Origin of the sequence: Paenibacillus sp. EKM10P (assembly GCF_011800655.1) — a bacterium.
Lineage (GTDB): Bacteria > Bacillota > Bacilli > Paenibacillales > Paenibacillaceae > Paenibacillus > Paenibacillus polymyxa.
Window position 1 is genome coordinate 517,882 of sequence record NZ_JAALET010000001.1, and the last position, 22,912, is coordinate 540,793.

19 protein-coding genes are annotated in these 22,912 nt (G+C 44.9%); 10 read left to right on the forward strand and 9 right to left on the reverse strand.

The annotated features are described in order from the left end of the window. Positions 1-32 precede the first annotated feature (32 nt). Positions 33-1,652, forward strand: a complete 1,620-nt coding sequence (locus tag HFE01_RS02310) for a cobyric acid synthase (protein WP_167438211.1) — start codon at positions 33-35, stop codon at positions 1,650-1,652. 99 nt (positions 1,653-1,751) lie between these two features. On the opposite strand, the gene HFE01_RS02315 is transcribed toward HFE01_RS02310, so the two are convergent. Beyond that, positions 1,752-3,455, reverse strand: coding sequence for a methyl-accepting chemotaxis protein (locus HFE01_RS02315; protein WP_167438210.1), 1,704 nt, complete (start codon positions 3,453-3,455; stop codon positions 1,752-1,754). 502 nt (positions 3,456-3,957) lie between these two features. Here HFE01_RS02315 and HFE01_RS02320 point away from each other — a divergent pair. The 5 genes from HFE01_RS02320 to HFE01_RS02340 all read left to right on the forward strand — a co-directional run bounded on the left by HFE01_RS02320 (position 3,958) and on the right by HFE01_RS02340 (position 10,903). After that, positions 3,958-5,205 carry a PTS transporter subunit EIIC gene (locus HFE01_RS02320; protein WP_167438209.1) on the forward strand — a complete coding sequence of 416 codons (1,248 nt, stop codon included), beginning with the start codon at positions 3,958-3,960 and terminating at the stop codon, positions 5,203-5,205. A 204-nt stretch (positions 5,206-5,409) separates the two neighbouring features. Next, the gene (gene licT / locus HFE01_RS02325) at positions 5,410-6,243 is read left to right on the forward strand and encodes a BglG family transcription antiterminator LicT (RefSeq protein ID WP_016820651.1); all 834 of its coding nucleotides are present in this window, start codon (positions 5,410-5,412) and stop codon (positions 6,241-6,243) included. 166 nt (positions 6,244-6,409) lie between these two features. Continuing rightward, entirely contained in the window at positions 6,410-8,311 is a 1,902-nt protein-coding gene (locus HFE01_RS02330; RefSeq protein ID WP_045244011.1) for a beta-glucoside-specific PTS transporter subunit IIABC, read from the forward strand. Positions 8,312-8,552: 241 nt separating this feature from the next. Beyond that, complete coding sequence (locus tag HFE01_RS02335) at positions 8,553-9,950, forward strand: L-cystine transporter (protein WP_016820649.1); 1,398 nt, start codon at positions 8,553-8,555, stop codon at positions 9,948-9,950. 254 nt (positions 9,951-10,204) lie between these two features. Then, complete coding sequence (locus HFE01_RS02340; protein ID WP_016820648.1) at positions 10,205-10,903, forward strand: queuosine precursor transporter; 699 nt, start codon at positions 10,205-10,207, stop codon at positions 10,901-10,903. Positions 10,904-10,969: 66 nt separating this feature from the next. On the opposite strand, the gene HFE01_RS02345 is transcribed toward HFE01_RS02340, so the two are convergent. Then, entirely contained in the window at positions 10,970-12,058 is a 1,089-nt protein-coding gene (locus HFE01_RS02345) for a M24 family metallopeptidase (protein WP_167438208.1), read from the reverse strand. A gap of 64 nt (positions 12,059-12,122) precedes the next feature. After that, positions 12,123-12,851: an MBL fold metallo-hydrolase gene (locus tag HFE01_RS02350; protein WP_459539966.1), complete on the reverse strand. Its 729-nt coding sequence runs from the start codon at positions 12,849-12,851 to the stop codon at positions 12,123-12,125. A 200-nt stretch (positions 12,852-13,051) separates the two neighbouring features. Here HFE01_RS02350 and HFE01_RS02355 point away from each other — a divergent pair, with 200 nt between their 5' ends. Next, complete coding sequence (locus HFE01_RS02355) at positions 13,052-13,561, forward strand: GNAT family N-acetyltransferase (protein WP_016820645.1); 510 nt, start codon at positions 13,052-13,054, stop codon at positions 13,559-13,561. Between the two features lie 99 nt (positions 13,562-13,660). On the opposite strand, the gene HFE01_RS02360 is transcribed toward HFE01_RS02355, so the two are convergent. The 3 genes from HFE01_RS02360 to HFE01_RS02370 all read right to left on the reverse strand — a co-directional run bounded on the left by HFE01_RS02360 (position 13,661) and on the right by HFE01_RS02370 (position 15,838). Continuing rightward, entirely contained in the window at positions 13,661-14,095 is a 435-nt protein-coding gene (locus tag HFE01_RS02360; protein ID WP_017426578.1) for a threonine/serine exporter family protein, read from the reverse strand. Positions 14,096-14,115: 20 nt separating this feature from the next. Beyond that, complete coding sequence (locus HFE01_RS02365; RefSeq protein ID WP_013370006.1) at positions 14,116-14,871, reverse strand: threonine/serine exporter family protein; 756 nt, start codon at positions 14,869-14,871, stop codon at positions 14,116-14,118. 109 nt (positions 14,872-14,980) lie between these two features. Beyond that, complete coding sequence (locus HFE01_RS02370; protein ID WP_025364351.1) at positions 14,981-15,838, reverse strand: hypothetical protein; 858 nt, start codon at positions 15,836-15,838, stop codon at positions 14,981-14,983. A gap of 360 nt (positions 15,839-16,198) precedes the next feature. Between HFE01_RS02370 and HFE01_RS02375 the strand changes: the two genes are divergently transcribed. Further along, on the forward strand, positions 16,199-16,930 hold the full coding sequence (locus HFE01_RS02375; protein WP_107733965.1) for an HAD family hydrolase: 732 nt from the start codon (positions 16,199-16,201) through the stop codon (positions 16,928-16,930). Between the two features lie 137 nt (positions 16,931-17,067). Further along, positions 17,068-17,748 (forward strand): protein kinase family protein, encoded by a 681-nt coding sequence (locus tag HFE01_RS02380; RefSeq protein WP_016820640.1) that lies wholly within the window; start codon positions 17,068-17,070, stop codon positions 17,746-17,748. 82 nt (positions 17,749-17,830) lie between these two features. Here HFE01_RS02380 and HFE01_RS02385 read toward each other — a convergent pair whose 3' ends face one another. Both HFE01_RS02385 and speD read right to left on the reverse strand, forming a co-directional pair. Beyond that, positions 17,831-19,249, reverse strand: coding sequence for an NAD-dependent malic enzyme (locus HFE01_RS02385; RefSeq protein ID WP_107733964.1), 1,419 nt, complete (start codon positions 19,247-19,249; stop codon positions 17,831-17,833). 249 nt (positions 19,250-19,498) lie between these two features. Then, a complete protein-coding gene (gene speD, locus HFE01_RS02390) occupies positions 19,499-20,305 on the reverse strand; it encodes an adenosylmethionine decarboxylase (protein ID WP_058711818.1) in 807 nt (268 codons plus the stop codon). 573 nt (positions 20,306-20,878) lie between these two features. Here speD and HFE01_RS02395 point away from each other — a divergent pair. Further along, complete coding sequence (locus tag HFE01_RS02395; RefSeq protein WP_044785831.1) at positions 20,879-21,727, forward strand: hypothetical protein; 849 nt, start codon at positions 20,879-20,881, stop codon at positions 21,725-21,727. A gap of 84 nt (positions 21,728-21,811) precedes the next feature. Here the strand turns inward: HFE01_RS02395 and HFE01_RS02400 are convergent, their stop codons facing one another. Then, positions 21,812-22,825: an RluA family pseudouridine synthase gene (locus HFE01_RS02400; protein WP_017426584.1), complete on the reverse strand. Its 1,014-nt coding sequence runs from the start codon at positions 22,823-22,825 to the stop codon at positions 21,812-21,814. Between the last annotated feature and the right edge of the window lie 87 nt (positions 22,826-22,912).

A 22,912-nucleotide genomic window follows, 5' to 3' on the forward strand; every position in this document is an offset into this window, starting at 1 on the left:
TTGAAATGAATTCGTTAAAGGGGAAGAGGCAATTGTCAACTTTCGAACCGTCCCGCACGAACCCGGCAGCTATCTTAATGCTTCAAGGAACAGCGTCGGATGTGGGCAAAAGCGTGGTGACGACCGCGCTGTGCCGGATCTTTCTGCAGGACGGCTACCGTCCCGCACCGTTTAAGTCACAAAATATGGCATTAAACTCTTATGTTACCAAGGACGGCAAGGAAATTGGACGTGCACAGGGAGTACAGGCCGAAGCTTGTGGTATTGAGGCGACGACCGACATGAATCCGATTCTGATTAAGCCGGTCAAGGATATGCACTCACAAATTGTTGTACACGGTGTACCTTATGCCTATATGAGCGCTTCCGATTACCGAAAGGATTTTTTGCCACAAGCCAAGCACACCGTTATGGATGCGCTAAATCGGCTGCGCGATACCTATGATATTGTGCTTATGGAAGGGGCAGGCAGCCCGGCAGAAATTAATTTAAAGGACCGCGATATTGTAAATATGAACCTTGCAGGCTGGGCGGATGCCCCAGTATTGCTGATTTCGGATATTGACCGGGGGGGTGTCTTTGCCTCTCTGGTAGGGACTATTGAGTTGCTGGAACCCCATGAAGTACAGCGTATCCGTGGATTTATCATTAACAAATTCAGAGGCGATTTGTCCCTGCTTCAACCAGGATTGGACTGGCTGGAAGAACGGACAGGCATTCCTGTACTCGGTGTACTGCCCTATTTACCGGACATTCGCATTGAAGCAGAAGATTCGGTCGTACTGGACAAGAAGCCTAAGCGGTCAGCAAAGGATAAAGAATTGGACATTGCGGTGATACGTTATCCGCGTATTTCCAATTTTACGGACACGGATGCTTTGGCCGCAGAGCCGGATGTGAGCGTGCGTTATGTCACAGAGGCCGGACAATTGGGCGTACCGGATGCCATTATCTTACCGGGAACCAAAGACACCATCGGAGATCTGCTGGAATTGCGTGAAAGAGGGCTAGAGGATGACATTCGAGAGGCCGTGAAGATAGGACGCACGCAACTGGTTGGTATTTGTGGGGGCTATCAAATGCTGGGTACAGCGTTATTTGACCCCGATGCCGTCGAATCTGGGTTGCCGCAGCAGGCAGATGGGTTAGGTTGGCTAGCTCTATCCACGACCTTCTTAAAGGAAAAGCAAACCGTGCGCGTTCAAGGAACCCTGTCTAATCATTGCCCACTTTTGCTAAGCACTGCACTTGATTCGGGTTCTACCTCCAAGCCAGTCATTGAAGGATATGAAATACATATGGGTGTTACAGAGTATGTCACGGAACCACATGTATCTATAGACAGGACTCCAGACTCAACGAAAATGAAAACATTATTCCAGATTCAGCGTGGGGAAGGGACTGCCTTTGAGGAAGGTTGGGGTACGACAGACGGTAAGGTATGGGGAACCTACTTGCATGGTGTGTTTGATAATGACCGTTTTCGCCGGTCCTGGTTGGATGGACTGAGACAAGCCAAGGGCTTGCCAGCTTTGGATAGCACTTTTACTGTACGTGAAGCCAAGGAACAAGAATTTGACCGTGTTGCAGAGGTGGTACGCGCTCATTTGGATATGGGACAAATTTACCGCATTCTCGGGATGGATTCATAAACTTCTTCATGGAAGATCCTTTAAAAAGCTTTTAAAAAATAAAGAGGTATCTCTACAGTCATTTTTGTGACTGAGAGATACCTTTTTTAGCAGATCAGCTTACTTAATTTTAAATTTTTGAACCGCCTTTTGGAGCTCAGTTGCTTGTTGGCTTAATTGACGAACAACCTCACTGTGGCTTTCCATTTCATTCAGTTGCTCATCGGCATTTAAACCGATCTCCTGAATCGTATGTTGTGCGTTTGCAGCAATGAGAGCTGTCTCCTCCACGGAAGCAGATACTTCCTCCGAGCTGGCGGATACTTGCTCCGTTGCTGCGGATACGGTTTGAATCGTAGCGTTGATCTTTTGCATGAGCTCACTTAGCTGGTTAAAAGCAAAACTCGCCTGTTGAACCATTTCCGTTCCCGAGTGAATCTCACGACTAACCTGAGTCACTGAGTCCACAGATTGCTGAGATACTTCCTGAATGGTAACCAAATAGTCCGAAATTTCCTGTGTTGCTGCTTTGGATTGCTCTGCGAGCTTGCGAACTTCCCCGGCAACTACAGCGAAGCCCCGTCCATGCTCGCCCGCGCGGGCAGCCTCAATGGAGGCATTCAGGGACAACATTTGAATCTGCTTTGTAATATCGAAAATTGCAGAAACGATGCTACCAATAGCTTCTGAGCGTTCATTCATACTATGTATGTATCGAAGCGACTCATCAGCAGCATGTCCTACCTGTGACATTTGAGCTACAGCTTTTTGAGCAAGCGTATTCCCGTTAACCGTTTCTTTCGTTGCTTCACTGATTTGGTCAGATACATCATTGGCAGAGGAAGCGATATGCTGCACACCTTGAGCAATCTCCTCCATAGCCTGTGCATTTTCAGCAGCAGCAGAAGCGATGCTGTTGCTGCCCTTGGCTACTTCTTCAGCGGCAGCTGTAGAGTCCTGGACTTTTACACTCATAGCCTCAGTTCGACGAAGCAACTCGTCCGACCCTTTAACAACTGCACCTGATGTAGTAAGCACATGGCCGATCATTTCTTTCAAGTTAAGAGACATAGATTGGAAGCTGCGGGCAAGTTGAGCAATTTCATTAACTCCTTGAACCTTTGTATCTTGCGAAAGATCCCCTTGGGCAATTTTTTCGCTATGACGAACCAATTCAGCAATGGGCTGTACAACTTTACGAATGACAAGGGTAGAAATAACTCCGCCCAGTATAAGTGTTACCAGTGTAATACCAATGCAAATCCATAGGATTTGTTGGGATTTTTCCTGTACGAATCCAACATCTTCGTTCACGCCAAGAATCAGATTACTGCCTGATATGGCAAAGAAGGCGGTTTTGTGTACTCCATGCGAGTCGCTGTAAATGTCACTGATATTCATCTCGCCTTGTTTGGCTTTTTTAATATCCTCAACAGGAACAAGGGTATCCTTGACCTTATATGCTGATTTTACGTTTCGTGCGACAACTTCGGCCTTACCATCATCCTTCAGCACCGCAATATATGCGGATTCTAATTTGAGGGTGTCGACCTTGTCCTGAAGATAAGCTTCCATCTGCATAGCAGAGCTGGAACCAGACCCACTTCCTTGCCCAGCTTGAACGGCTAAGGAAATATTGAGATCCTGATACACATTTTTAGCCCCAGTTTCTAGCAATTGGTCTACTTGAGGCATGACACTGCTATTAATGATACTCATGGAAACTGCATAAAAACTGATGCTGAACAGAAGAGACGCAAAGAGCTGAATCAGCAAAAACATAATTCGTAGCTTTGCGCCAAGGGAACGATTAAAACGCTTCATGAAAATTCTCCTCTCACATGATGGTGATAAAACAGACGAATTGCCCTGCTTGATGTAGGCCGCTTGTCCAATGAGATACTAGACACGCCATGATCTACTTGTTTTCCTTTCTTTGCTTGAAGAAAAGACTGAAAATGTTCGGATTCTATGTATATTTCAGCTGTATTCAAGGACACAAGATATGAGAAAGGGAAGTAATCCATGATTTACTAAAAAGTAGGTTAGACCTATTTTACATAATTAACAGACGGTTGAATAGTCATATTTGCCCAAAAACAAACAAAAAATATATAACTATGGTCTTGGGTGTTTAGATGTAAGTTTGATGTAAATTATCAGGAGTAGGAAATTAAAAAGCTTTACCCGTGCTTTTATAACTATTGTAAAAAAGAAGGAATATAAGTAGTATAAGGAATGCCACTTTTTACAAGCTTCTTTTAAGCTTGCTTTAATAAGTTCGAATGTGGTCTTCAATATACATATAAAAGGGGCAAAGGCAGTTATGGATCGGGAATTGCTTTCTAAGGAAATAAATTTGGAGGTAGAGGGAGAAGATAATCAGGAACCGACTATAGATCAAGATCAAGATCAAGATCAAGATAAAGCGAATAGAGGAGGGAATCCGTTGAGCCGCCTGTTTGATTTTATCTCAGGCGTATTCACTCCGCTCTTGCCATTGCTAATTGCTGGAGGAATCATTCAGGGGATTGCGACTGTTTTCTTGTTCTTAGATTTTTTTGATACTCAAGTCTTTACCGCTTTAGGGTACATTGGTGGTGTCATATTTTATTTTTTGCCCATTATGATAGCGGTAAATGCGGCAAGAAAGCTTGGTAGCAATTTATTTATTGCGGCGGCAATTGGGGCCTGCTCATTTCATCCTGGTATTATGGAACTACTGCAATCCGGCCTAAAAATGAATTCAGACGATTTACCCGTGGTGGAGCCACAGTATGTTGCTTCTTTTATACTGATTCTTATTGTTGTCTGGCTTGCATCGAAGATTGAAAAGGGATTGAGTAGGTTCGACCGTTATTCAATTCAACTACTGGTCGTTCCTACATTGACGCTTATCTTGATTGTGCCTTTATTGCTGTTTGTTTTTGGTCCGCTGTGGACGACCCTGGCACATCATTTGTCGGATGGTTTTGCTTCATTGTTTGACGATGCGGACGTATTTGCAGGTCTGCTGTTTGGTGGGACAATACCTGTGCTCCACTTTGCGGGTATGCAATATATGATGTCGATGAACATAATAGAATCCATGGCTACGATTGGCTATGATTCTATTACCCCTGTTGTTGCGGCGGCAGTCATGGCTCAGGCAGGCGCGGCCTTCGGTGTATGTGTTAAATCCAAAAATGCCAAAGTCAAAATACTTGCTGCTTCCACAGGCCTGTTAGCTATGTTTGGAATCATTGAACCGGCATTATACGGCGTTAATGTGCGTTTCAAAAAACCGCTTATCGCGGGACTGGTCGGCGGGGCTATTGGTGGGGCGTGTATGTGTCTGTTTGAAGTGAAGTTGACTGCTTTTGCAGCCTTATCTGGCTTGCTTAGCTTACCCCTGTTTTCCGACACTACATTTGTTTACGCCATTTTGAGCATGCTGATTTCGTTTGTTACGGCTGGTGTAATTACGTATTTTATGGGCTTTGTGGACGATAAAGAGGAGCCATCAAAAATTGCATCCGCATCCCGTATTCGTGCTTCCTCGGAATTGAATGTGGAAAAGAGCTCTAACAATTAAGGTGCAACGCAACGGCTAATTACCTCATGTAAGTGTTTACAAAAAAATCTTGTCAGCTCAGTGTTTATATGATACTATGATGACAGTTAATCAAAACTGCACAATCATGGATTGTTACCATATCGGGCAAAACCATAAACAGACACTATGTGTCAGTTTTGGTATTGCCTTTTTTTACTACTCCAAGCGGCTTAAGGTGATGGAATGAAGATAGCAAAGGTGCTGAATAATAACGTCGTAACGGTCATTGATGAACAGCAGAAAGAATTAGTCATTATGGGAAGAGGAATTGCTTTTAAAAAAAACACAGGCGATGAGATTGAAGAGGGGAAAATCGAGAAAATTTTCAAGCTTGAAAGTACCGAGGTTTCCCGTAAATTGATGACCCTGATGTCTGATATCCCTATTGAGTATGTTGAACTTTCTGATGAAATCATCCAGTATGCCAAAACGATACTTGGTGTAGAGTTGCATGACAGCATCTATATTTCGCTGACAGATCATATCCATTTTGCCATAGAGCGTTACCGTTTGGGTATGGACATCAAGAATGCACTTTACTGGGAAATCAAACGAATGTACCGCAAGGAGTTCGCGATTGGGACCAAAGCATTGCACATGATTCAGGACAAGTTGGGGGTTACACTCCCAGATGATGAAGGGGCGTTTATTGCCTTACATTTGGTGAATGCACAGCTGAACAGTGAAATGCGCGAAACGATAACCCTGACTAATATCGTCAAGGATATCATAAACATTGTAAGCCGCTTTTTTGTAATGGAGCTGGATGAAGAGTCGTTAAGCTATTACCGCTTTATTACACATCTCAAATTTTTTGCCCAACGGGTTATGAACGGAACTCCTGTACAAAATACAGATAATTCGCTTCATGATATGGTTAAGGTACAATATAAGGACGCTTATGCTTGTGCGGAAAAAATAAGAGATTATACGTCTAAGATCTATGGTCGAAGCTTATCCCAGGATGAGATGCTGTATCTCACGATTCACATCGAACGCATCATTAAGAATCAATGATTTTACGGATGATCAGGGATTTAGGATTGCTACTTCTAAACAAGAAGGCAAAACCTGAATGCTGAAAGAAGATTGGCTTTTATAAAGCTGTCTGCTTTCTGTATTCAGGTTTTTTTTATTCCCAAATTTCACACTATATACCTTAAATAGAAAAGAGGAATGCCTCATGGATCGAAATCAATTATCCAAAGAGATACTTACATTGGTCGGTGGAGAAGAAAATGTAGAGCAGGTCATTCACTGCATGACGCGCTTGCGCTTCAACCTTCATGATGATAAGAAAGCTCAAAAAGAGCAGTTGCAAAAAACGGATGGTGTCATGGGAGTCATGGAGAGTGGCGGCCAGTTTCAGGTGATTATCGGAAATGATGTAGCTAATGTATATAAATCATTGGTGAGTAACATGTCCAAGGCACCGCAAAGTGAAACAGGCGCAAGCACTGCATCCAAGAAAAAACAAAACCCGATCAGCCAACTGTTCGACTTTATTGCAGGTATGTTTACACCTATTTTGCCGGCGATCACCGGGGCAGGTATGATCAAAGGGATTATTGCCCTACTGGTAGCTATGCACTGGATGTCTGACAAGAGTCAAACCTATACGATTTTAGCCGCAATAGGTGACGGTGCGTTCTATTTCCTGCCGATTATTTTGGCTGTGAGTGCGGCTAGAAAACTCGGTAGCAATATGTTTATTGGCGCGGCAATTGGTGCTTCAATTTTACATCCAGACATTACAGCATTACTGGCTTCGAATGTGAAGGTTAGCTTTATTGGCCTTCCGGTAACAGCGGCCACGTATTCGTCGACCGTTATTCCAATTGTTATCGCGATCTGGCTGGCATCCTATGTTGAAAAATTCATTGATAAGTATACTCATGCATCACTGAAGTTGCTTGTTGTTCCAACACTGACTCTATTGATTATCGTACCTTTGACGTTGATTGCTGTAGGGCCGCTCGGCTCCATTATTGGTAATGGCCTGTCAGGGGGGATATCTTGGTTGTTTGAAAATACAGGTGCGCTTGCAGGTCTGCTGCTGGGCGGTACCTTTTCCCTGATCATTATGACAGGCATGCACTACGCGTTGGTTCCTATTATGATCGGATCGATTGCAACGTTGGGCTATGATTACATGATTCCAATTATGGGAGCAGCTAACTTGGCTCAGGCTGGTGCAACACTTGGCGTATTCTTGAAATCCAAAAATGCCAAAGTCAAAACAGTGGCCTTCTCCACGAGCTTGACAGCTATTATGGGTGTAACCGAGCCTGCAATGTATGGTGTGAATATGCGGTTTAAAAAACCGTTTACGGCAGCGTTGATCGGCGGAGCTGTCGGTGGGGGCTTCATGAGTTTGTTTGGTACAAAAGCGTACGTCGTTGGGGGACTCGTTGGTTTGCCTGGTCTGGCTATGTTTATTGGACCGACTTTCTTGTACGCAATTCTTGGTCTTATTATTGCATTTGTGGTTGCTGCGATTGTTACCTATGTGATCGGTTTTACAGATGAAAAGAACGAAGAAGCGACACAAGCAGCAGATGCTGCTGGCGAGATCTCTACTGAGGAAGTAGCACAATCTGCGATGAGCTCACTGCCAAAAGGTGAGAAAATCCCGGTATTCAGCCCAATTGTGGGTGAAGTTAAACCGCTCAGTGAAGTCAATGATCCTGCATTTTCTCAAGAAATTATGGGTAGAGGATGGGCTATTGAACCCTCCGAAGGTCGGGTTGTTTCCCCAGTTGAGGGCACAGTGTTCTCCATTTCCAAAAGTGGGCACGCTGTAGGTTTGGTGAGTGATTCAGGACTTGAAATGCTCATTCACGTAGGGATGGACACTGTTAAACTAAAAGGACTTCATTTTACACCTCATCTTAAAGCAGGAGATCGCGTAAAGGTAGGCGATCTTATACTGGAGTTTGATCTGGTGGAAATCCGCAAGGCTGGATATGAAACGATAACGCCTGTTATTGTTACAAATGTAGATCAGTTTAGCGAATTGGAGCCCGCAGGGAATCAGCATAAAGTCGTTAAGGAACAGGAATTGTTATATACAGTGATCGTCTAACAGCTAAAAAAATCTACGTATAAATTGAAAACGAATTGTTGTGTTCAGGATAACAAACAGCAAGCCTTCATCTTACGAAGGCTTGCTGTTTGTCGTTTTCATAAAATCTAAGGCTGAAGCAGTTTTATTATTTTTATTTCAATAAAACCTACAAAAATAGTTGGCTTTGTGATATAGTAATCTTCGGATTGAAGGGTCACTTTAGAAAACATCTTACGTTTAAGTTTGGAGGAAAAGATATATGGATACCTTCTTTATTATTTTAAATGTTATCGTGCTGCTTGCACTGCTCGGCGTGTTGGTCTGGATGCAGAAAAAGCGCATCTCTTTTACAAAAAGAGTTTTTACCGGGCTCGGCTTCGGACTGATCTACGGGGCTATTCTTCAGTACGCTTATGGGGCTGGCTCAGAGGTCATTACCAAATCGGTCGATTGGTTCAACCTTGCAGGTAATGGTTATGTCCGTTTGCTGCAAATGGTCGTTATTCCGCTTATCATGGTGTCGATTATTTCGGCTATTATGAATTTGAAGGGAAGACAGAACCTAGGCAAAATAAGCGTGTCCATTATTGCAGTGCTACTGATTACAACGGCGATTGCAGCTTCAGTAAGTATTGTAACCAGCCTGTCTTTTGATCTAAAAGCAATTGAGATTCAAAGTGGTGAAAAGGAGCAAGCGCAGGGACTGAAGATGGAAGAACGCCTGGGAACAGTTCAGGATATGACTATTCCACAGCAGGTGCTGGAATTTATTCCTTCGAATCCTTTTGAAGATATGACAGGGGCACGCCGTACATCGACGTTGGCAGTGGTTATCTTCTCAGCCTTTATCGGGGTGGCAGTACTCGGATTGGATCGTAAAAAACCGGAGCAGGCGCAAACCTTCCGCAAAGTGATCGACGCAGTGTACGCTGTAGTGATGCGGATTGTAACGCTGGTGCTAAGATTGACGCCTTACGGTATTTTAGCACTGATCACGAAAGTTGTAGCTACGACAAATCCGGATGAAATCTTGAAGCTGATCAAGTTTGTACTTGCTTCTTATGTGGCTTTATTGGTCATGTTCGTTATTCATCTTATTTTGCTGGCCTTGTTCGGTTATAATCCAGTGACATATGTGAAAAAGGTATTGCCTACGCTGGTTTTTGCTTTTACGTCTCGTTCCAGTGCAGCGACCATTCCATTAAATGTTGAAACACAAACGAAAAAGCTTGGTGTGTCCGACGGCATCGCAAATCTGTCCGCGACCCTGGGTGCAACCATTGGGCAAAACGGCTGTGCGGGTATTTATCCTGCCATGCTGGCGGTCATGATTGCTCCAACGGTGGGCATAGATCCTACAAGCTGGGATTTTATCCTCACACTTATTCTGGTTGTTACGGTGAGCTCGTTCGGTGTGGCAGGTGTAGGCGGGGGTGCCACTTTCGCTTCCCTGATCGTGCTTTCTACCCTGAACCTTCCCGTGGCCTTGGCAGGATTGCTCATTTCGGTTGAACCGTTAATTGATATGGGCCGTACCGCGTTGAATGTTAATGATTCTATTACCGCAGGTCTTATCTCTGGCAAAGTACTCAAGGAGAACGATCAAGACGTGTTCAACAACCATGGCACGGATCTGGATGCAGCGGCACACTCTTAAGTAAAAGATAGACGAATGGTATACACTGCAGCCTCATATCGCATTTATCGCATATGTATATGTAACACATGCAGTGTGCGCCTCCATACTCAGAGCCGACCCTAAGGTCGGCTCTTTATTTTGGGCTGGTGGCAGTGTAAATTATAGCTGTTCACAAATCCTAATCTATGATACATTAAAATAATGTTTTTCCGGCTTGTTCGGATGAACCGCGGTTCGCAACCATCCCGCGCTATCAAAACTAGGAGGATTTCATGTTTAATCTGTTATGGGGGGCAGCATTTGTCCTCGTCAATTTTATGTTCTTTTTGCTATGTTATCGGTTGTTTGGTAAAAAAGGGCTATACGCCTGGATTGGCGTTGCTACTGTTTTGGCCAATATTCAGGTAACCAAAACCATTGATCTGCTCGGCATTACCACGACATTGGGAAATACAATGTATGTTTCTATGTATATGGCCAGCGATTTACTAAATGAAAAATATGGGCCTAAAGAGGCGCGAAAAGCTGTGTGGTTTGGCTTTTTTACTCTGATTATGACGACGATCACGATGCAGATGGTGCTGTTATTTGAGCCTACTGCAACCGATTTTGCCCAGACACCGATGCAACAGCTCTTCGGATTGTTGCCAAGGCTTGCGCTTGCCAGCTTGACAGCCTATGCGGTCAGTCAATTGCTGGACGTGCGTCTATATGCCTGGATTCGCAAGTTTTTCCCGGAGCGTCATCAGCTCTGGATTCGCGGCAATGGCAGCACGATGATCAGCTCGTTTATAGACACCCTCATTTTCTGTAGCATTGCCTTTTACGGCTATGCGTGGGGGATATGGATCGAACTGCTGTTCACCACCTACATCTTAAAATTTGTACTGACTGCGGCAGGTACACCGATTTTATACATCGCACGTAATTTCCGTTTGATAGAAGAGGAGGGGCAAACCCTCAAGCCTTAATTGGCTTGGGGTTGCCCCTCTTTTTTTTTGTACTTTTAACATATCAATATAAAGAATAGCAATAGATTACCCCAGCACGGTCAGTTCCTTCGGAAAAGAAGTCAGCACTTCAACACCCTCAGAGGTGACCAGAACGTCATCTTCAATCCGCACACCCCCAAGACCTGGTAGGTAGATGCCGGGTTCGATCGTGAACACAAACCCTTCATGAAGCAGATCGCTATTGCCTCCATGTACAGATGGGTATTCATGAACACTCATACCAAGACCGTGTCCAACCCGATGGTTAAAAGCAGGGCCATATCCAGCGGCTTCAACAACGGCTCGAGCTGCCTGGTCTACGGATGCGCAGGAAACTCCCGGGCGAATGGCGGCAATTCCGGCTTCATTTGAGCGAAGAACCGTATTATATATCGTTTCCAGCTCAGTCGAAAGCTTGCCAAAGGCAAAAGTGCGTGTAATATCCGAAGCATAACCATCGGAATATACACCCATATCAAACATGAGCAGATCGCCGTGTTGCAGCTTGCGGGTCCCTGGGACACCATGTGGCAAGGCTGTTTTGGGTCCAGACAACACTGTAGTGTCAAAGGATGGACCATCTGCACCGAGTTTTTTCATCTGGTATTCGATTTCGGCTACCAACTCGACTTCGGTCACCCCTTCGCGAACATGGGTTAGGCCGTGACGAAGAGCATCTTCCACCAAACGAGCTGCATGCTTCAAACGTTGTACTTCCTCAGGAGTTTTTCTCACGCGCATGTCTTGAAGCACCGGACCCAAGTCAACATATTGAGCAGCGCCAATGGCAGTATGTAGTTGTTCGTAACGGAGGACGGAGACGTGTTCCTTTTCCAGTGCGAATGCTTTCACTCCGGTACCTGTGCGTTGGCGTAACAGATCATACGGATTGTCCGTATCGGTGTGGGTGGATATACGCGTCACCGAGGAAGAAGCTTGGGCAGCTTCTGCGTCCAGGGCTGGTACAATTAGTTCTGGTTCTTGGTCACGAAGCAGCACGAGCCCTAGAAAACGCTCATGCGGATCACTGGCGAAGCCTGTCAGGTAGTAAATATGTTTGGGATCGGTCACAAGTAGGCCATCCCAAGCTTGTGACTTCAGTTCATCATACAATCTGGTAATTTTATCATTCATAGAGTCTCATTCCTTTCTGTCCATTTATTCATTATAGCTCTTATTACATCATAATTTATATGGCTTATTCTCTTGACTGACTTAATGCTTGCAGACGTGCCTGCACATTCTGATCATAGTAACCACCATGGTAGCAGAGTACCTTATCTACATCCAATACGGTCAGTTTATCGAGGCTCTTCAGAGCCAACGGCATATCCGGCGTAGCCGACTCAGCGGGACCGACCAGCTCACCCTCGACTACACGCAGTTCATCTGCTGCCAACAGCAGCTTGTGTGCAGGCACATACAAGCTGATATGTCCGGGCGTGTGACCAGGTGTATGAATAATCTGTATGCCTCCACCATAAGGCAGATGTTCACCGTCCTCAAGCATATGAGCAAAGCGCAAATCTGGCAGGCGGCGAATCATATCCTCTGCTTGTTGCTTGAGTGCAGGCTCCATCAGATTGATGCGTTCCGGCGTCAGCTTTATAAATGGTCGTTCTCCTGTCATATATGGAATGTCATCCTTATGGGCCAGCAGGGCAGTGTTCGGTAGCAAGTCCAGCAGTGCTTGAACATTTCCGATATGGTCAATATCCTGATGCGTTATAATAATTCTTTTCAGACGGCTTATATCCTCACCCACATCTGAAATAGCCTTGCGCAGAGGCTCCAATTGGCCAAGCATGCCCGAGTCTATCAATGTAAGTCCATCCTCGTCCTTGAGCAGTACAGGATGAATGATCGAATGTCCAAAAAAAGGTCCCATAGACACTTCCAAAATCAAAATTTGAGTTCCAATATTCATATTAAGCTGCTTCGGATTCCTTTGATTCCGAAGCATACCTCCCGTCTCATGTTGTTAAATTGGTTAATGTAGTGCTGGCTTATCTTCAAATTCTATTATAAGACCCTTTGGGGTTAATCCGCAAAACAACTCGATATGGCTGTTCCAGCGCTTGTCCTGTACAATAAATAAATCACCACAATAGGGGGGCAGATACGATAATGAACAAGGACCAATCTTTTTCCATTGAAATTGCATGCAGGGAGGATCTTCCCGATATTGTGGATATTTATAATTCTACGATTGCAGGACGTATGGTCACGGCAGACCTGGAGCCTGTGACAGTGGAGAGCCGCATTACATGGTTTGAAGCTCATCAGGAAAACCACCGCCCTTTGTGGGTACTAAGACAAAAGGGGAACATTGCCGGATGGGCCAGCCTTCAGTCCTTTTATGGCCGTCCAGCTTATAACGGTACAGCGGAAATTAGCATTTATGTCCATGAGGATTCTCGTGGAACCGGCACTGGAAGCCGTCTGGTACAGCACTTGCTAAATGAATGTCCTAGACTAGGAATTACAACGTTGTTGGGGTTTGTATTTGGTCATAATGAACCGAGTATTGCGCTGCTGCGGAAGTTTGGCTTTGAGCAGTGGGGATACTATCCACGTGTTGCCGTGCTGGACAGCATAGAGCGAGATCTGGCTATATTAGGTAAGCGAGTAGATTAATATTGAGCTACACAAAAAGGCTGTCCCCACCATCGTCTCATACACTGTCAGTGTGGCGATTTTGGGAGCAGCCTTTTTTACTTTGTTATTTCTTCGTTTTTAACGCTGAGGTTTAAAACGTACGTTGTGAAAGATTTGATTAAGCACCTCAGAGATCACCAAACCGACTGCTATTGCCCCGGCGATCATGAGTGTGCTCATGGCCAGCTCCAGTGCCTGAGGATAATGTTGTTGTACGAACTGGCGCATGGCATTATAAGCCATTCCTCCTGGCACCAGGGGAATCATGCCTGCCACGCTGAAAATAATCACAGGCATTTTGTACAGTCTAGCAAAACCTTGACTGACGATGCCGATAAGGATCGTGGCTAAAAGGCTGGCGCTCACAGGTCCCATGCTATCCGTGGTTGAATAATAGACAAGCCAGCCCAGCATACCGACAAAACCACATTGCAGCAGCGAACGCCGAGGAGCGTGGAACAGTATACCGAAAGCAGCGGTGGCAATAAAGCTTGTGAATAATTGTGCAAGCATAAGCTTGAATCTCCTCCAAATTACATATAAGAAATGATAACTGCAACACCAGCACCAATGGCGAAAGACGTCAAGCAAGCATCTGCACCTTTGGAAAGCCCTGAGACTAGGTGCCCGGACATTAAATCCCGAAGAGCATTTGTAATTAACAAGCCCGGCACCAGTGGCATAACGGAGCCAATGATAATTTTATCCATCATCTGACCCCCGCCAACAATCACTAACAGAGCCGCCAGCAAGCCGATTAGAAAAGATGCAGAAAATTCTGAGAAAAACTTAACCTTAACGAGCCTGTGGAAATATTGTAAGGCTGCAAATCCGATACCGCCGCACAACACAGCTCCGGGGAAATCTCGCCACACTCCACCAAACATGATCATAAAGCAACCGCTGGCCAACGCTGCAGCGATCAGTTGTACACGATTGGAATAGCGGAGGGGACCACGTTCAATTTCCGAAAGCTCTTTTACGGCTGCGCTGGGAGACAAAGTGCCTGCGCTGATTTTACGTGAAATGGAGTTCACCTCGGTCACCTTGTGCAAATCTGTAGTCCGCTCTACGATCCGGATTAGCTTGGCAGGTTCCGAATCATTAATGGCAAAAAAAATTCCAGTGGGTGTTACATAGCTATGGGACTGGGATATGCCATAGGCTGAAGCAATGCGGGACATCGTATCTTCAACACGATAGGTCTCGGCTCCATTTTGCATCATCAGTTTGCCTGCTAGCAGACAAACCTCAATGATTTCAGGAGTAGGATAGGAATGATTATTCATGCTCGCTCTCTTTCATGCGCCCCAGGTCGTTCGACCCTGTTGTTTTCATTTATTGTAGCACAAAAAGCCGCCTTTTCAGAGGCGGTTAAATTGGGGGAATCTATGGAGTTTATCGAGATTCTATCGTATCGGGAATAACGGTATAGTAGGACTCCTCTAGGTATGTTGCGGCCTCAGACAAGCCCATCAGCCTAAGCTGTCCTGTTACAAAAGCTCGAAGGGCTGAATGGGTGAACAGATGCCGTGTCTGAGCATCCCGAATAAAGGCCAGTCTGGCTTCACGCGAACCGCTGCGGAACAAATCACGTACAGCTTCACCTTGTTGTTCCCAAAGGAATGGCTCCGTTACGTTCAAGAAGTCGCTCTCAATAGAAGAGCTACGCTTCAAAGAAGAAGGTGCCTGAATACCCAAGCCATTCAGTGTAGGAGCAACTTCATTTTGCTTACGCTCTGTTCGCAAGCTGTCGATGTAGGCGGCCATATCTTGAATCGGCAGAATGCCAAAGCGCTCCCGAAAGCATTCGCGTACAAACGCGGTACGTTCATCCACAGCCTGCGGAGGACGCTGACCAGCATGTCCAGAATAGTCTGCTCCACTGGCATAGTATCGTTTTAATGAACTGTTTTCTGTATAAACAACGCTTAAAAAATCCTGCAAATGGCGGGCAACCACCCATACCCCCGTCCAATCGACGGGAGAGACGCATACAATCGGAGCCTGTGAAAGGTCCTTTTCAAGACCAAAATCGGTTAAAAAGCCATAATGTATCCCGTCCACTCCAGCGTGGGCAAAAGGAATAACATCAGGCGGTGTAGCCATATATCGCGGAGCGCGGCCTTGTTCCATAATCAATCCCAAATCAAAACTCAGAGAATGCCGGTTCGCTTCAAGCTCCTGTTCAAACTCTATAAGTGCCTCAATCAAAGGTGTGGCTGATCCATAGGCTAGGTTAGAACCGGAATCCATTGTGTATACCTCCCTTATCCAAGTACATCTGTAAAGCGTTCATCCCTAAAAGGTACGTGATTTTACACGAAATGTAAACCTGTATGACGAATATTTTCAAAAATGTGACCTTTTACCCGTGTGCTATCAAAATAAAACGCTTTCGTTCAAATTAGGACAAGATGCCTATGTTAGCGCAGTAGTGAAGTAAAGTGAGTTTGCCAAAATGCAGTCTTTTCAGTGTATGTTATTATCTGAGAAGGGTGAATGACAGATACGGGCTGGGTAGGTCAGGGTGCAACGTAATAGGTCAACGGGTATAATATCAGGACAAGGTATAGAGGAGTGTCATCCAAAGATTTAACAGAAAGAAGTGGGCATATGAACTTGCAAAAGAAGGCTGTTTTTTTTGATGTAGATGATACGATGTACGATCATTTGCACCCTACACGTGATGCATTACGTACAGTATTAGGATTAAGTGAGCGTTTTCCATATGAGGAAGTCTACCACCGTATTCGCTATTACAGCGATTTACTATCGGCTAAAGGAGGACTATTGGAGGGGAAAGCAGGGCAGGAAGAACTGGATGAGATGAGGGAAGGTCGTTTTATTCTGGCTCTACAAGAATTCGGGGTAGATATTACCCGTGAGCAGGCAGTGCATGTCCAACAAGAATACTTGGATCGTCAGTACCGAATTGAGTCTTTTAAGGGGGCTACTTCGTTAATTGATGAATTGAGCTCGGCTGGCTATGTGGTTGGTTTAATTACGAACGGTCTTGAAGAACACCAGATGAGCAAAATTAAAGCCATGACACTGGAAAATCATGTTGCAGCAGAGCATATTTTTGTGTCTGGGACCGTTGGTTATGCTAAACCTGATCCGCGCATTTTCGAAATAGTGAACGAACGGACAGGAACTTTAGCAGAGCATTGCTGCTACATTGGGGATTCCTGGCGTAATGATGTGGCGGGAGCTATGGCTGCAAATTGGCAGGTCATTTGGTTCAATCACAGGAACGCTTTCCCGGAATCTGATGTGTCGGGGGCTTATAAAACCGCGGCAAGTTACACAGAGTTAAGAAGGCTGCTCCTGCCAGACGCACGTTAGACACGGTACATATCGTGTTATCCAAAAGAATCTAACCTATTTTGAAGCTATTTCAAAAGCTGGTCCGTAATACTATTTATCTGTTATAAATCTAACTTCATTTGAAATGGGTAGAACAGAGAAGGAGGGACCCGCGCATGGTAGAACCATGGAGGCAGGCAGACGACATCATAAGTCAAGTGACCGTATATAGTACGGAGGATAATGACCCAGTTACCATTAAAACAGCCACCCAAGGCGTACGCTGTATTGGCATTGGGACAGATGCGGCTGTATTTACACTCGATACGTTGCCAGGCTACGCGTTCAAGGTGTATTCAGACATGGCGATCGAAAAAAAAGATGCAGAAGCCGATGTATATGAGCGTTTGCAAGGGTCTGATTTTTTTCCTCATTATTACGGAAAAGGCGATAAGTATATTGTCATTAGTTACGAATCTGGTGTTACGTTGCTAGATTGCCTGCTGCAAGGAATTCCGGTGCCGGAGCAGGTCATTTTGGACGTGGAAAAGGCGAGGGAATTTGTTCGGTCCAGGGGACTGAATCCCCGTGATATTCATCTCAAGAATGTACTCATGCAAGACGGACGCGCCAAGGTATTAGACGTATCTGAATATGTAAAAGAAGGCGATGACAAGCGTTGGGAGCATTTGGTGTGGGCGTATCATACGTTCTATTCCGGTTTCTCCGAGGTTAAGGTTCCTTCATGGATTTTAGATACGATCAAAAAATGGTATTACAAGCTGGACAACTCCAGCATCAACCTGGAGGAGTTTGCCCAGCGTGCCAGTCAATTGTTTTCTAAATGGAAGTCATAACTGCTGTGAAGGGCATCGAAATACAGACCTAGCCTTCTATACAAAAGGATTGCACCCATTTTACGGGAGCAATCCTTTTCTTCTATCTGAAATCTCTAGGAACTCTTCTGGCTGTACCGCTCGCAATCGCAGCTTGAATCACCTTTTTACGCACCTGTTGTACGGCGCCCTCGTTAAATACACCCGGGATAATATACAGTTTGTTTAATTCATCGGGACGGATTGTGCTTGCGATGGCTTCTGCAGCTGCCAGCTTCATCTCTTCGTTAATTTCACGGGCGCGACAGTCCAGTGCTGCTCGGAATATGCCAGGGAAGCAAAGTACATTGTTAATCTGGTTAGGATAGTCCGAACGTCCGGTGGCGATGACCCCTGCAATATCCTCGACATCCTCTGGGTTAATTTCCGGAACCGGGTTCGCCATGGTGAACAGGACAGGAGCTTCCTTCATACGCTTCACGTCTTCTCGTTGCAATATTCCGCCTGCCGACAGACCGATAAACACATCTGCGCCCTTCAGAACCTCAGATAGCGTGCCGGACAGCCGTTCAGGGTTGGTATGCTGCGCATACCAGTTCCACATCGGATGCTCATAGGTTTCATCAGCTGTAAGCGCACCGTGACGGTCTACACCAATAATGTTCACTGCCCCTGCAGATAGCAAGATTTTGGTACAGGCGACACCTGCAGCCCCGATACCGCAGACGACAATTTTGACGTCAGACAGAGCTTTGCCGACCACCTTGAGCGCATTAATCAGCCCTGCGTATAAAACAACAGCTGTGCCATGCTGATCGTCATGAAAAACAGGTATATCCAGCTCGTCACGTAATCGCTGTTCAATTTCAAAGCATCGTGGCGATGAAATATCCTCCAGATTAATACCGCCAAAGGCTGGGGCCAGTTGCTTAATGGCCTTAATGATTTCTTCCGTGTCCTGCGTATCCAGGCAGATGGGGAAGGCATCGACGGCCCCAAGCTGCTTGAACAGCATGGCTTTGCCTTCCATAACCGGCATGGCTGCATACGGGCCGATGTTGCCGAGTCCGAGGACAGCGCTTCCGTCAGAGACGACAGCGACGGTGTTACGCTTAATTGTTAATCGGAAAGCTTTGTCTGGCTCCTCATGAATTGCCATGCATACGCGTGCCACATCAGGAGTGTATACCCGGGATAAGTCATCGCGGTTTTGAATCGGGACCTTAGGCTGCATTTCAATCTTGCCCCCGAGATGTAAGAGGAAGGTGCGATCAGAGATGGACAGTACCTTTACACCTTGTGCTTTTTTAATCCGGGCGATCATTCGGTCGATTTCTGCTGGATCAGCAATGGTGACTGTAATATCTCTCACAGTGGCCTTCTCAGAGGTGCGGATGACGTCAATGGCGATGACATCTCCGCCATGTTCGTTTACCAACGTAATCAATTGACCAAACTGGATGTGCTCGGTGGAAATTTCCAGTCGTAAAATAATATTTTTACCGCCAATACCGCCTTGCATGCAAATTCCTCCTTTGTCTTTTAAAACAAAATAGTGATCAATTGATTGCGCTTACAATCGGGAGCAAGTCTAAGATCTAGGCTGATAGTTTAAATTAGTGGTTTCTTCCCCTATCATAGTGAACATTCTTCCACTTGTACAGATCAAGCTGAGTAATATATATGATCTTGTATCCAAAAAAGACGAAAGCCCGGCTGAATTCCAGTCTAAGCAATCGTCCTTTGTATAACGAAATGATCCATTTTTGGTTTACGTCATATTTTTGCCGTAGTAAATTTCGTCCATTTCGATTTTGAGTCGTGTTGATATATTTTGTTGCTCTTTTTCACTCAGACTTTCTTTTGTGTAGCCGAACAGGTAGTTGTCCAGATCAAATTGTTTTAGCTTGCATTTGGTATGGAAAATATTTTCCTGATACACGTTTACGTCGATCATGTCATACTGATTGCGCACTTCGTCGGGAATATAGTTTTGAATCGAGGCAATGTCGTGGTCGATAAAAAGCTTATGACCATTCGTATCACGTGTAAAGCCGCGTACCCGGTAATCAATCGTCATAATGTCAGTGTCAAAAGAATGAGTCAGATAGTGAAGTGCCTTGAGCGGGGAGATTTCCCCACAGGTAGAAACATCAATATCTGCACGAAACGTGCTGATCCCCTCGTCTGGATGATATTCAGGGTAGGTGTGAACCGTAATATGACTTTTATCCAGCTGTATCACGACAGACTCAGGTAGGGGACCTGGTGATTCTGCATACGATTCATTCGGTACCTCCACAATCGGCCCTTCTGATATAAGCACTGTCACGCTCGCTCCTTGAGGGACATAATCCTGCTGAGCAACATTGAGTACATGGGCGCCGATAATATCGGATACATTTTTTAAAATAGCTGTCAGTCGATCCGAGTTATATTGTTCATCAATATATTCAATATAGGCCTCGCGTTCTTCTTTGGTTTTGGTGTAACAAATATCGTACATATTAAAGCTCAATGATTTGGTCAAATTGTTAAATCCGTGCAGGGTAATCCGCTGTTCCGGTGTTATGGTCATAGGCTATTTCCCCTTATAGTCGCAGTATTCATACGTAATATTCCCAGTACGCCTTTTCATATACCGATTCATAAAATCAGCTTTGTAGCGGATAAAATAAAGACTTGAACATGTATGTTTTACCCGTTTGGTATCATTAAAAACAGGCAGATTTACTTGAGATCCTCTCGATTTTACATGTATGGGAATTAAACGTTAATATACTTTATTTCTTACTCAGCAATTTTTAAGTAACAGAGCTTATAATGTGGACTATGTATATATGTATACAGGAAGGGAACGGAATTGGCAGAAGGTTCGTAGTACAACAAAAGATCTAGGTTCGTAATTCATGAATTTAATGTATGTTACCTTCATAATGCTGAAAGCTTAACCGAATATGATTATAGGCCCTGAAAAATAGTGATTTTGTACATTGCATAAAATGAGAAAAGCAACTTCAGCCACTGTTATGCGTATAATGAAATAAACGTAACAAGCTAAGAATTATGAAGTTAAAATGAATTTTGATCGCAAACTCATTTTATAAACTTATCTCATGACTGTAAGAAAAACGGTGGAAGGAGTATCAAGATGCTGGCTTTGTCCGATCCGGCCTGGACTCTGCTCCAAGGCCCCTACGGTTCTTCTCAATACGTTCCAGAAATGTTAAAACAGCTCCAAGCCGGATATGATGGCGAAATGGCTGACACCTTGTATTGGGAGGAATTGTATCACCAAAATACGTTGTATACTTGTACTTTTGCGGCTGTACCTTACCTAGTAGACATTGCGCTAAAAAGTTCTGATATAGAGATTCGGGCAGATATATATACCATTTGTGGAATATTTGAAGCGAAAAATAATAATCCCTTACATACTAAAATCCCGTTGGAATTTGCAAGGGATCAGGTGGAAGTGGATTCTAGCCTGGCAGAATATATTTATACGCAATATCGAAGTGCCATCGTTCGCCTTGCAGAATTGACGGAAGAAATGGTGCTCTATGCGAAAGAACACGAAGAAGATGTCGGCAAGCGCTATGTTCTCGCTGCGGCTGCCGCCTTTGAGGGGGATCATTGCGTAGCCTATATGCTACAAACTTTTGATACAGGTGACGAATATATGCTGGATTGTCCCCATTGCGGTACCCCGCTCTATATTTGGCCTGATGAACAGGGTGACACTCTCGTTGTCTATGATAAAGACCCTGTCAGTTCAGGCAATCTAATCTCCTATCCGATTCGCCCCCGTTCATTGGACCATAGAGGTGCCGATATACAGTGGCTATACGAATATGCTCAAAAAATAGATGAGAAATTACTTCTTGCCCAGTTACCTTACTTAAACGGTTGGGTAGAATGTCCAGTGTGTAATTCACCCATATACATATGGGATGAGTTGATGAAAATGGCTGATGGTGTTCGGAGGCATACCGCTTAACCAACAAAAAAAGGGGCTGTTTTTTTACAGCCCCCTAATTTCCCTTTGTATTTTTACACTCTTCTTCGTGTGCTTTGCTCCAGTCTACTCCCGAAACGGATTCAAAAAGCTTTTAGGAATGTCGGATTCAAAACGCAGCAATACTCCGGTGACGGGATGAATAAACGACAATACCTGTGCATGCAGACCAAGGCGCCCAATCGACTTGCTCTTGGAACCGTATTTTTTATCTCCAACAATCGGATGACCGATATCCTCCATATGCACGCGAATTTGATTTTTGCGTCCGGTCTCCAAACGTACTTCCAGCAAAGAAAAATGCCGATTGGCCTGAAGCCGCTTGTAGTGAGTGATTGCATGCTGGCCGTCATTCGGATAAGGACTGGAGTACATTTTCAGCGTCTTGCTTTCTTTCAGCCATGAGGTGATTGTGCCCGCGTCTTTTTTAACCTGTCCTTCTACGAGAGCAATGTATGTTCGTTCATACACAACTTCCTTCCACGCTTGTTGCATTTCCTGCTGTATGGCTTCGCTTTTCGCAAACATCATCACTCCTGATGTATCACGATCCAAACGATGCAGTACAAAAATACGGTTATACGGATGCTCGCGTCGTACGTGGGCTGTAAGCTGGCGATAGGCTGTGACTTCCTGTTCCTGCGCAGAAGCGACAGAAAGTAGCCCAGCATCTTTATGGATAACGATAATAGCTTCGTCCTCATGCAAAATACGCAGCCCGGTTAGCGGCACCACAGGAGCTACCTTTTCCTTGGAGAGCGCGACAGTCTGTCCTTGCTCCAGCGGAAAATTATGCACAGTACGAGGAGTACCGTTGACGGAAACTTGCCCACGCGCCAATGCCGATTTAATGGAATTACGACCCATGCCAGTCACATGCTCAACTAAAAAGCTCAATAGCTCTGCAGGTTCCTGAACGATGTATGTTTTGGCAGGGGATTTATCCAAAGTATGGGTTTTCCGTTGAGCTTCCGGTCTATAGGAGCCAGATTTTCCGGCGGGTTTGTGATTGCGTCTGGAGTGGCTTGTGTTTGAAGTTGATTTTGTATGATTTTTCCTTTGAGGTTTCCGATTATTCATGGGTTCTTTCTCCTTCTTGGAGCCGTATCTCTTCATAGTTGTGGACCATTTGCGGCACCGTGTTCACTATATCATGAGAAAACAGCG

Bases quoted from the DNA above. Each gene is read 5' to 3' on its own strand.
- HFE01_RS02365 (WP_013370006.1), bottom strand. From the start codon at position 14,871: ATGAATAATCATTCCTATCCTACTCCTGAAATCATTGAGGTTTGTCTG.
- HFE01_RS02395 (WP_044785831.1), top strand. From the start codon at position 20,879: ATGCTGGCTTTGTCCGATCCGGCCTGGACTCTGCTCCAAGGCCCCTAC.
- HFE01_RS02370 (WP_025364351.1), bottom strand. From the start codon at position 15,838: ATGGATTCCGGTTCTAACCTAGCCTATGGATCAGCCACACCTTTGATT.
- HFE01_RS02400 (WP_017426584.1), bottom strand. From the start codon at position 22,825: ATGAATAATCGGAAACCTCAAAGGAAAAATCATACAAAATCAACTTCA.
- HFE01_RS02380 (WP_016820640.1), top strand. From the start codon at position 17,068: ATGGTAGAACCATGGAGGCAGGCAGACGACATCATAAGTCAAGTGACC.
- HFE01_RS02350 (WP_459539966.1), bottom strand. From the start codon at position 12,851: ATGAATATTGGAACTCAAATTTTGATTTTGGAAGTGTCTATGGGACCT.
- HFE01_RS02315 (WP_167438210.1), bottom strand. From the start codon at position 3,455: ATGAAGCGTTTTAATCGTTCCCTTGGCGCAAAGCTACGAATTATGTTT.
- HFE01_RS02340 (WP_016820648.1), top strand. From the start codon at position 10,205: ATGTTTAATCTGTTATGGGGGGCAGCATTTGTCCTCGTCAATTTTATG.
- HFE01_RS02335 (WP_016820649.1), top strand. From the start codon at position 8,553: ATGGATACCTTCTTTATTATTTTAAATGTTATCGTGCTGCTTGCACTG.
- HFE01_RS02355 (WP_016820645.1), top strand. From the start codon at position 13,052: ATGAACAAGGACCAATCTTTTTCCATTGAAATTGCATGCAGGGAGGAT.
- HFE01_RS02345 (WP_167438208.1), bottom strand. From the start codon at position 12,058: ATGAATGATAAAATTACCAGATTGTATGATGAACTGAAGTCACAAGCT.
- licT (WP_016820651.1), top strand. From the start codon at position 5,410: ATGAAGATAGCAAAGGTGCTGAATAATAACGTCGTAACGGTCATTGAT.
- HFE01_RS02330 (WP_045244011.1), top strand. From the start codon at position 6,410: ATGGATCGAAATCAATTATCCAAAGAGATACTTACATTGGTCGGTGGA.
- HFE01_RS02320 (WP_167438209.1), top strand. From the start codon at position 3,958: ATGGATCGGGAATTGCTTTCTAAGGAAATAAATTTGGAGGTAGAGGGA.
- HFE01_RS02385 (WP_107733964.1), bottom strand. From the start codon at position 19,249: ATGCAAGGCGGTATTGGCGGTAAAAATATTATTTTACGACTGGAAATT.
- speD (WP_058711818.1), bottom strand. From the start codon at position 20,305: ATGACCATAACACCGGAACAGCGGATTACCCTGCACGGATTTAACAAT.
- HFE01_RS02360 (WP_017426578.1), bottom strand. From the start codon at position 14,095: ATGCTTGCACAATTATTCACAAGCTTTATTGCCACCGCTGCTTTCGGT.
- HFE01_RS02375 (WP_107733965.1), top strand. From the start codon at position 16,199: ATGAACTTGCAAAAGAAGGCTGTTTTTTTTGATGTAGATGATACGATG.